Genomic DNA, 8,653 nt, shown 5'->3' on the forward strand with positions numbered 1-8,653 from the left:
GGCGTCCGAACGATGATGCGGTGTTGCTTGGGACGCGGCCTGCGGCCGCTGCTACGGGGCGGGGGTGAAGCATAATGCAATGGCCCGTTTTCCAAGGATTCTCATATGCCGCTCCACACAAGCTCGAAACGCTTGCTCTGCACGCTGGCGCTGATGTTCAGCCTGCCGGCCTGGGCGCTTGAAGCCCCGGCCGACCTGCAAGTGCCGACCCTGGCCTACGACGACCACAGCGTCATCCTGGTGTGGCACAAGCCCGCCGGCCACGCCGCCATCCGCGACTACCGGGTGTACGCCAACGGCACGCTGCTGGGCAGCGTCAACGCCAACCATGACCAGGTGTCGCCGGCCAAGCCGCTTATGGACCGCTTCTACGCCCAGGACAGCGGCGAGTTCCACACTCGCATCGGCCTGCACAGCTACACCGCCCAGGGCCTGAAACCCGACACCGCCTACCGCTTCACGGTGCGTGCGGTGGACGCCGATGGCCATGAGTCAGCGGACAGCCCGGTGTTGGAACAGCGCACCACCGCGGTGGCGCCGGTGTTCGACGTCAAGCGCTACGGCGCCAAGGGTGACGGCAATAGCCTGGACACCCAGGCCATCCAGCGCGCCATCGACGCCTGCACCCCCGGCTGCAAGGTGCTGCTGCCCCGCGGCACCTACAAGAGCGGCGCGCTCTACCTGAAAAGCAACCTGACCCTGGAGATCGCCCAGGGCGCCACCCTGCTGGGCTCCGAGCGGGCCGAGGACTACCCGCTGGCCGGTTACCGCCAGTACCCGTACTCGACCACGTTGCGACCGGCCTCGCTGCTCAACGCCTTGCCCCGTGACCCTGGGCAGCACCAGGGGTTCGAGAACATCCGCATCGTCGGCCTGGGTACTGTCGACGGCAACGGCTGGAAGCAGCACCCCGCGGGCGGGTATGTGGCCAGCAACAACCGCCGCTATGCCCAGGACGGCATCCTCGCCAAGGCCCAGGTGGAGCAGGCGGTGGCGCGGGGCATGAGCGTCAAGGACGCCTACGGGCAGATGCGCTCGTCGCTGATTACCCTGCGCAACGTCAGGAACGTCTTCTATGGCGGCTTCACCGCGGTGAACCCGGCGTACCACGGCATCATGAACCTGGAGACGGAAAACGTGGTGCTGTCCAACACCACCCAGCGCACCTACGACGCCAACAACGGTGACGGCATCGAGTTCGCCAACAGCCGCGGCGCCATGGTCTTCAACAACGTCTTCGACACCGGCGACGACTGCGTCAACTTCGCCGCCGGCACTGGCGCCGACGCGGTGCACCAGCCGCCGCAGCAGGGTGCCTGGATCTTCAACAACTACTTCCGCCATGGCCATGGCATGGTGGTGGTCGGTAGCCATACCGGCGCCTGGATCGAGGGCATCGTCGCCGAAGACAACATCGGCGATGGCACTGACGCCGGGCTGCGCATGAAGAGCACCACCTTCATGGGCGGCGGCGGGCGCGACGTGATCTTCCGTGACTCGGCCCTGCGCGACATGGCCAGGCAGGCGTTCATCATCACCCTGGACTACAACGACCCGAACGCCATCCTCGACTATCGGCGCTCGGCGGTGGCGGCGCAGTTTCGCGACGTGCGGGTGAGTGACGTCAGCGTCGAGGGCAACCATGGCGTTGGCATCGAGATCAAGGGCGATAGTGCCCATGGGGTTTATCACCGGGACCTGAGCTTTGAGCGGGTGCGTTTCAGCGGGCCGGCGGCCGTGCAGGTTGATGGCGCGCAGGGTGTGCGCTTCGATCAGGTGAGCTTTGGGGCCCCTGCACACCAGTGACGCGGCCTGCGGCCGCTGCTACGGGGGGCGCCGAGTGATTACGAGGTGGCCAGGCGTTTTTGCAAGGCTTGCGGCGGCTGCCCGAAGGCGCGCAGGAAGGCCTGGCGCAGTCGTTCGCGGTCGCCGAAGCCGGTTTCCCGGGCAATGACCTCCACCGGGTGGCGGCTGGTTTCCATCAGCGCCCGCGCCGCTTCCACGCGCAACGCCTCGATGGCCTTGGCTGGCGTGCGTCCGGTCTCTTCGCGAAACACCCGGCTGAACTGCCGCGGGCTCAGCCGCGCCACGGCCGCCAGGGCTTCCACCGACAGGTCGTCGCGCAGGTTCTCCCGCGCATAGGCCAGGGCCAGCTGGATGCGGTCGGAGCGGGGGTCCAGCTCCAGCAGCGCCGACAGCTGCGACTGCTCGCTGCCGCGGCGTTGGGCAATCACCAGCTTGCGCGCCACCTGGCGGGCCAGGTCGTGGCCCAGGTCGCTTTCCACCAGGGCCAGCGCCACGTCGAGGCTGGCGCTCATGCCGGCGCAGGTCCACAGGTTGCCATCCACCACGTACAGGCGGTCCTCCTCCAACTGCAGGTGGGGGTAGCGCTTGCGCAGGGTAGGGGCGTGCAGCCAGTGGGTGGTGATGCGCTTGTCGTCCAGCAGCCCGGCCTCGGCCAGCACGAAGACGCCCATGCACAGCGACACCACGCGCCGCGAATGCACCGACGCAGCCTTCACCAGCGCCGGCAGGCTGGCCTCGGGCAGGCGGAAGTCCAGGTAGCCGCTGACGATCAGCGTGTCGTAGCCCTCGGCGCGCATGGGCGTAGTATTCACCGAGAACCCCTGGGAGCTCATGACCGCGCCGCCGTGCTCCGACACCAGGTGAAAGGCGTAGGCCGGTTCGCCGCGCAGCAGGTTGGCGCACTCGAACACCGAGCCGATGGACAGGCTCAGCGGCTGGAAATTGGGGTAAACCACAAGGGCGACGCTGTGCATGGGCCGGCTTCCGGGAGGGCGGGGCAAAGGCCTGATTGTCGGCCGCAGGGCACGGACTGGCAACGGCTTTGTCAGATGTCCGGAATCCTTGCGGATACGACATTGTGAGTGTCATCCGCCCGCCCTACCATTCACTTCAACAGCTCCCCACCTTGCGAGGCTACGGCAATGAACGTACTGATGGTATTGACCTCCCATGACCAGCTCGGCAACACCGGGCGCAAGACCGGCTTCTGGCTGGAAGAATTCGCCGCTCCTTATTACGCCTTCAAGGACGCCGGCGCCCACGTGGTGCTGGCTTCGCCGGCTGGCGGCCAGCCGCCGCTGGACCCGAAAAGCGACGAGCCGGACTTCCAGACCGCGCTCACCCAACGCTTCAAGGCCGACCCCGCCGCCCAGCAGGCGCTGGCCAGCACCGTGAAGCTGGACAGCGTCAAGGCCGGCGACTTCGACGCGGTGTTCTACCCCGGCGGCCACGGCCCGCTATGGGACCTGGCGGAGTCGCCGGTGTCCATTGCCCTGATCGAAGCCTTCGAGCGCGCCGGCAAGCCGATTTCCTTCGTCTGCCATGCGCCGGGCGTGCTGCGCCACGTCAAGGCCGCCGATGGCCAGCCGCTGGTCAAGGGCCGTCGCGTCAGCGGTTTCACCAACTCGGAAGAAGAGGGCGTGGGCCTGACGGACGTGGTGCCCTTCCTGGTCGAAGACGAGTTCAAGGCCCTGGGCGCCCTGTATGAAAAAGGCCCGGACTGGCAGCCCTTCGTCATCGAAGACGGCCTGCTGATCACCGGCCAGAACCCGGCCAGCTCCGAAGCCGTGGCCCACGCGCTGCTCAAGCGTTTGGCCTGACAGGACGCCGCCTGCGGCAGCTGCTACACCTGTAGCAGCGGCCGCAGGCCGCGTCACGGCCCACCCCACCCATCAGGTATACTCCTTGCGCCTTCACCCTGGCCCCGTAGCAGCTGCCGCCAGGCGGCGTCCGCCTTTCAAGGAGATCCCATGCCCACCCCGTTTGAACTGGCCAGCGACGAGGCCTTCTGGGCCGACATCGCCCGCCGTTACCCCCGCGACCCGCAGGTGATCAACCTCGACAACGGCTACTTCGGCCGCATGAGCCAGGGTGTCGTCGCGGCCTACAAACAGGCCATCGACCAAGTGAACCGCAGCAACGCGTTGCACGTGCGCGAGCTGTTCGACCCCCGTGAAAGCCTGGCCATCCGCCAGCAGCTGGCCGACCTCATGGGGCTGCCTGCCGACGAGCTGGCGTTCGCCCGCAGCGCCTCCGAAGCGCTGTTCTCGCTGATTCGCAACTACAACCGCCTGCAACCGGGCGACCAGGTGCTGATCAGCGACCTGGACTACCACGCGGTGCAGGATGCCTTTCGCTGGCTGGCCAAGGCGCGTGGCGTGGAGGTGATCGAGATCCGCCACGCACACCCCGCCAGCCACGACGCGCTGGTAAGTGCCTACACCGACACGTTCGCCGCCCACCCGCGCCTCAAGCTGATGGCGCTGACCCACGTCACCCACCGCACCGGGCTGATCATGCCGGTCATGGCCATCGCCCATGCGGCCAGGGCGCAGGGTGTCGACGTGGTGTTCGATGGCGCGCACTCCCTCGGCCAGCTGGAGGTCGACCTGGCCGACCTTGGCATCGACTTCGCCGGCTTCAACCTGCAGAAATGGATCGGCGCACCGCTGAGCCTGGGCGTGATCCACGTGCGCCGCGAACGCCTGCAGGCCTTCGACCCGGACATGGGCAGCCAGGGCTACCCGGCCGACGACATCCGCTGCCTGTCGCCCTACGGCACCCCCAACGTGCCGGCGCTGATGGCCCTGCCCGAGGTGTTCGCCGAGCATGCCGCCATCGGCGGCTGGGCGGTGAAGGGCGCGCGCCTGCGCTACCTGCGCGACCTGTGGGTGAGCCAGGCGCGGCAGTTGCCGAACATCGAAGTGCTGACGCCGGATGATCCGCGGTTGTACTGCGGCATCACATCATTGCGCTTTACCCAGGCGGCCGATCAAGGGGCCATGGCCGCGCGGCTGCTGAACGAATTCGGTATCTTTACCGTGGCCCGCAGCGGCTCGGCGTGCGGGCCGTGCATTCGCGTCACGCCGGGGCTCAATACCAGCGTGGCGGATATCCAGGCGTTGGTAGCGGCGCTGAAGCAGTTGGCTGGCTGATCACCCCCCCATGGAAAGGACCACCATGCGCATTATCCGCTTTGAAACCTTAATGGCGTTGCCACTGTTGTTGATGATGCTGTGCTGCCAGGCGGCGCCCTTGGCCACCAGCGACCAGGCCCAGGCGCTGTTTGCAGCAGAGCACTATCAGGCAGCGATCGAGGAGGCCGACCGCGTGTTGGCAACAGACCCGGCCGACAGCGAGGCGCTGAATATCAAGGCCCGCGCGGTGTCCGTGCTGGGCGATGACCGCAGCGCCATACGCCTCGTCACCCAGGCGCTGGAGGCGGCCGGCAAAACCGGCCGGGCATCCGTCGTCCAACAGGCAACCTACTGGAACAACCTCGGTTATTTCAATGAGCGCCAACGCAACTTCGATTACGCGCTGGACTGTTATCAGAAGTCTTTGAAAATGCGCTTGGCGGCCCTGGGGGCCAACGATCTGCAGACCGCCGACAGCTACAACAACCTGGGTACCACCCTGGGCAAGCTGGGGCGCAATGCCGAGGCGTTCGCCAACCTGCGCAAAAGCCTGGCCTTGCGCCAACGCTTGCTGGGTGAGCACGACGCTACCGTCGCCGTCGCCCTGAACAACCTGGGCAACGCCTATGCCCAGCAGGGCGATTACCGCTCGGCCCTGCCACTATTTCAGCAGGCGCTGGATATTGACATGGCTTTGCACGGCCCCTCGCACCCCACGGTTGCGATTCGCTGGAACAACATGGGTGACGCCTACCGTGGGCTGGGCCAGTATGACCAGGCCGAAGTGTTCCTGAGCAAGGCGCTGGCCAGCGACCTGGCGACCTTCGGGGAAAACCACCCCAAGGTAATATTGCGCTATAGCAACCTGGCACGGGTCTACGAGGCGCAAGGCGACAGGTCCAAAGCCACCGCGGCCTACACCAAGGCCCTACAGATCGTGCGGCAGGTCGACCCCGACGATGCTGGGCAGATCCACTACCTGCAGGGCCGGCTGCAGGCCCTGCAACACAGCCCCAACCCGGTGTAGCAGCGGCGGGTTCAGAACATGGTGTTGTCGTTCGCCGCATGCTCCGGCACGGCCTGGATCACGTCCCAATGCTCGACGATCTGGCCATCCTTCACGCGGAAGATGTTGACGATGGCCCGCCCGCGGTCATCCGGCCCGCTTTGCGAGTGGTTGTGCAGCCACACCAGGTCGCCGTCCACCGCGCTGCGCAGGATGCGCGAGCTGGCGTGGGGGTACTGCTTGAAGTAGCCGGTGAAATAGCTCACGAAGGGCGCCTTGCCGTCTGGCACCTGCGGGTTGTGTTGCTTGTATTGCGGGGCAACCACCGCCGACGCCTCGGCCACCTGGTGCTGGTTGAAGAAACGGTTGTAGAAGTCCACCACCAGCGCGCGGTTCTGCTCGGCGGTGTTCTGGGGGGCGGCATAGGCGGCGGGCGCTGCCAAGGCGGTGAGCGATAGGGCAAGATAGAGCGTTGCGAAGCGGGGTCGAGTCATGGCGGCAGGTTTCCGATTGGTCGTGAGTATTCATTGAAGCAGGAGCAAGGCGTAATGACGTGCCCGTTTGAGATTGCAGGCGTGCGCAGCGCGGACATTCCCGCCGCGCTGGACTTCGTGCTGGCGGCGCGTGAGCAGATGTTCCCCAAGCTGCGCGACAGCGCCATGCCCGACGACCTGGCCGCGTTCGAGGCGGTCTATGTCAACGGGGCAGGGCGGTTCCTGCTGGCCCGTGACCAGGGGCGTATCGTCGGTGCCATTGGCTACCTGCCGTACGACCGCCGGTTCCCCGAGCTGGATTACCCGGGGCAGCAGGTGGTGGAGGTAGTGCGCCTGTTCGTGCTGCCGCCGTACCGCCGGGTCGGCCTGGCCAGGGCCTTGTACGCCGAGCTGCAGCAGGCCGCCCGGCAGGCCGGCGTGCAGGTGATGTACCTGCACACCCATCCTTTCCTCGCTGGCGCCGTGGAATTCTGGCAGCGGCAGGGGTTCGAGCTGGTGAGCGTGGACCCGGATCCGGTGTGGCAAACCACCCATATGCACCTGCCCCTGTAGCAGCGGCGGCCAGGCCGTGTCAGCGCCCAAGCAACGCGCCCATCTGCTGGCGGCTGCGCAGGTGCACCACCGGCACCTGCGGCCCGTTTGCCAGCCGCGCGGCCTCGATGCCTGCGCGGTAGCCGCTGTCGAACCCCCACACATAACGCAGGAACGCCAGGAACTCGCGGTCGAACCGCTGCGGGCAGCCTGCCGCCATGTCCAGTCGCGGGCGCTGGCTCAGGCTGCGCCGCAGCACCCGGTACAGGCAGAGCCACCGCGGGGTGTCCAGCCAGATCACCAGGTCAGCCCTGGGCAGGCGCAGGTCGAAAGTGCGTCGCGCGTAGTTGCCCTCGCACACCCAGCCGTCCGGCATGACGGCCTCGCGTACCCGGGCACGAAACGCCTCGGCGTCGGGCTCTTTCCAGCCGGGTTGCCAGAAAAGCGAGTCCAGGTGAACCACGGGCAGGCCAAGCTGTTGGCCAAGGGCGCGAGCCAGGGTAGATTTGCCGCTGCCGGCGTTGCCCAGGATGACAATCCGTTGCATGAAGGCTTCCAGTCAAAAAGGGGCGTAGATAGTGCGCGGTTGTGGTGACGGATTGAAGACCGATCGTTGACTTTTTGAGCCAGGGTGCTTCGATGACTTTTTCGAGGTGCACTTGGCTAATGGCAAGGGGCTGCAAATGCGGGGGCTTGAGGCGAGGATGTTCGATTACGAGACAGAAGTACCTTGGACTGGCAATGAATCGTTGGATACGCCTGGTTCAGGAAGGGCGCCGTGACCTCACCTTACTCAAGACTGCTCGACGTCATGCCCGCTGGCGTGCTGCACGGTTTCATTTCGGCCTTCATCGTGATCCTGGCCATAACCCTGATCGGAACCGATGAGCCACGTGATTTCCCCTTGGAGACAGCGGACGGTGTGGTGGCCAGGTACGAGGCGGGGCGGGGCAGCGATTCGATATGGCTGCGAACGACCGGCCCGGAGGACCGACAACTGAGGTTTTTCCCGCAGCGCAGCGCGCTGTTGGGTCATTGGGCAGATTACGAAGGCAAGGCGCTGCGCTTTGAACACTACGGTGGGTATATTGCCAATTGCTGGTTGGGCACCACCCAGGTGTGTTTCTCGAAATGCCGCAGCGACCTGCAGTGCAAGCAGGACCAGGACGTACGGGAAACCCGGCTGTTGCGGTGGGTATGCGCGGTGATGGCGGCGATCTACGCAGCAGTGTACGTGTGGGCCGTCCACCTGCGCCGCCGCCCGTCGTAGCAGCAACTGTCTTGAAACCGCGTTGCCTGCATCGCGACTAAAGTCGGCTCCTACGCCGTGCGTGGTAGGAGCCGGCCTTGGCCGCGATGCAGGCGACGCGATCGGCGGGCTGCACGCCCCCCCGTAGCAGCGGCCGCAGGCCGCGTCCAGCCTCACCGCAGTATGCCGGGAAAAGCGCGGCGCCCTGGACGCGGCCTGCGGCGGATGGCCGCCCCGCCGCTGCTACAGAAAGCGAGCGTCGTGCGTGGTAGGAACCGGCCTTGGCCGCGATGCAGGGAAACGCAATCGACGGGGGGCGCGCGTCCCCGTAGCAGCAACTGTCTGGAAAATGGCGTCGTCTGCATCGCGACTAAAGTCGGCTCCTACACTATTCGTGGTAGGAGCCGGCCTTGGCCGCGATGCAGGCGAC

9 protein-coding genes are annotated in these 8,653 nt (G+C 66.3%); 6 read left to right on the plus strand and 3 right to left on the minus strand.

From position 1 onward, the window contains the following. Positions 1-105 precede the first annotated feature (105 nt). On the plus strand, positions 106-1,806 hold the full coding sequence (locus tag AC0Z2B_RS31085; protein WP_476301868.1) for a glycosyl hydrolase family 28 protein: 1,701 nt from the start codon (positions 106-108) through the stop codon (positions 1,804-1,806). 38 nt (positions 1,807-1,844) lie between these two features. On the opposite strand, the gene AC0Z2B_RS31090 is transcribed toward AC0Z2B_RS31085, so the two are convergent. After that, positions 1,845-2,780, minus strand: coding sequence for a GlxA family transcriptional regulator (locus AC0Z2B_RS31090; protein WP_476301870.1), 936 nt, complete (start codon positions 2,778-2,780; stop codon positions 1,845-1,847). A 168-nt stretch (positions 2,781-2,948) separates the two neighbouring features. On the opposite strand from AC0Z2B_RS31090, the gene AC0Z2B_RS31095 reads away from it, so the two are divergent. The 3 genes from AC0Z2B_RS31095 to AC0Z2B_RS31105 all read left to right on the plus strand — a co-directional run bounded on the left by AC0Z2B_RS31095 (position 2,949) and on the right by AC0Z2B_RS31105 (position 5,970). Beyond that, positions 2,949-3,626: a type 1 glutamine amidotransferase domain-containing protein gene (locus AC0Z2B_RS31095; protein WP_416424962.1), complete on the plus strand. Its 678-nt coding sequence runs from the start codon at positions 2,949-2,951 to the stop codon at positions 3,624-3,626. Between the two features lie 150 nt (positions 3,627-3,776). Then, positions 3,777-4,961, plus strand: a complete 1,185-nt coding sequence (locus AC0Z2B_RS31100; protein ID WP_476301872.1) for an aminotransferase class V-fold PLP-dependent enzyme — start codon at positions 3,777-3,779, stop codon at positions 4,959-4,961. Between the two features lie 25 nt (positions 4,962-4,986). Then, entirely contained in the window at positions 4,987-5,970 is a 984-nt protein-coding gene (locus AC0Z2B_RS31105; protein WP_476301874.1) for a tetratricopeptide repeat protein, read from the plus strand. A gap of 11 nt (positions 5,971-5,981) precedes the next feature. On the opposite strand, the gene AC0Z2B_RS31110 is transcribed toward AC0Z2B_RS31105, so the two are convergent. Further along, on the minus strand, positions 5,982-6,443 hold the full coding sequence (locus AC0Z2B_RS31110; RefSeq protein WP_476301876.1) for a nuclear transport factor 2 family protein: 462 nt from the start codon (positions 6,441-6,443) through the stop codon (positions 5,982-5,984). A 54-nt stretch (positions 6,444-6,497) separates the two neighbouring features. On the opposite strand from AC0Z2B_RS31110, the gene AC0Z2B_RS31115 reads away from it, so the two are divergent. Continuing rightward, positions 6,498-6,995, plus strand: a complete 498-nt coding sequence (locus AC0Z2B_RS31115) for a GNAT family N-acetyltransferase (protein WP_476301878.1) — start codon at positions 6,498-6,500, stop codon at positions 6,993-6,995. A gap of 19 nt (positions 6,996-7,014) precedes the next feature. Here AC0Z2B_RS31115 and AC0Z2B_RS31120 read toward each other — a convergent pair whose 3' ends face one another. Further along, on the minus strand, positions 7,015-7,521 hold the full coding sequence (locus AC0Z2B_RS31120; RefSeq protein ID WP_476301880.1) for a P-loop NTPase family protein: 507 nt from the start codon (positions 7,519-7,521) through the stop codon (positions 7,015-7,017). Between the two features lie 231 nt (positions 7,522-7,752). Here AC0Z2B_RS31120 and AC0Z2B_RS31125 point away from each other — a divergent pair, with 231 nt between their 5' ends. Continuing rightward, positions 7,753-8,244: a hypothetical protein gene (locus tag AC0Z2B_RS31125; protein ID WP_476301882.1), complete on the plus strand. Its 492-nt coding sequence runs from the start codon at positions 7,753-7,755 to the stop codon at positions 8,242-8,244. Positions 8,245-8,653: the final 409 nt, after the last annotated feature.

The sequence above is a fragment of the Pseudomonas sp. GYB4201 genome (assembly GCF_056312595.1).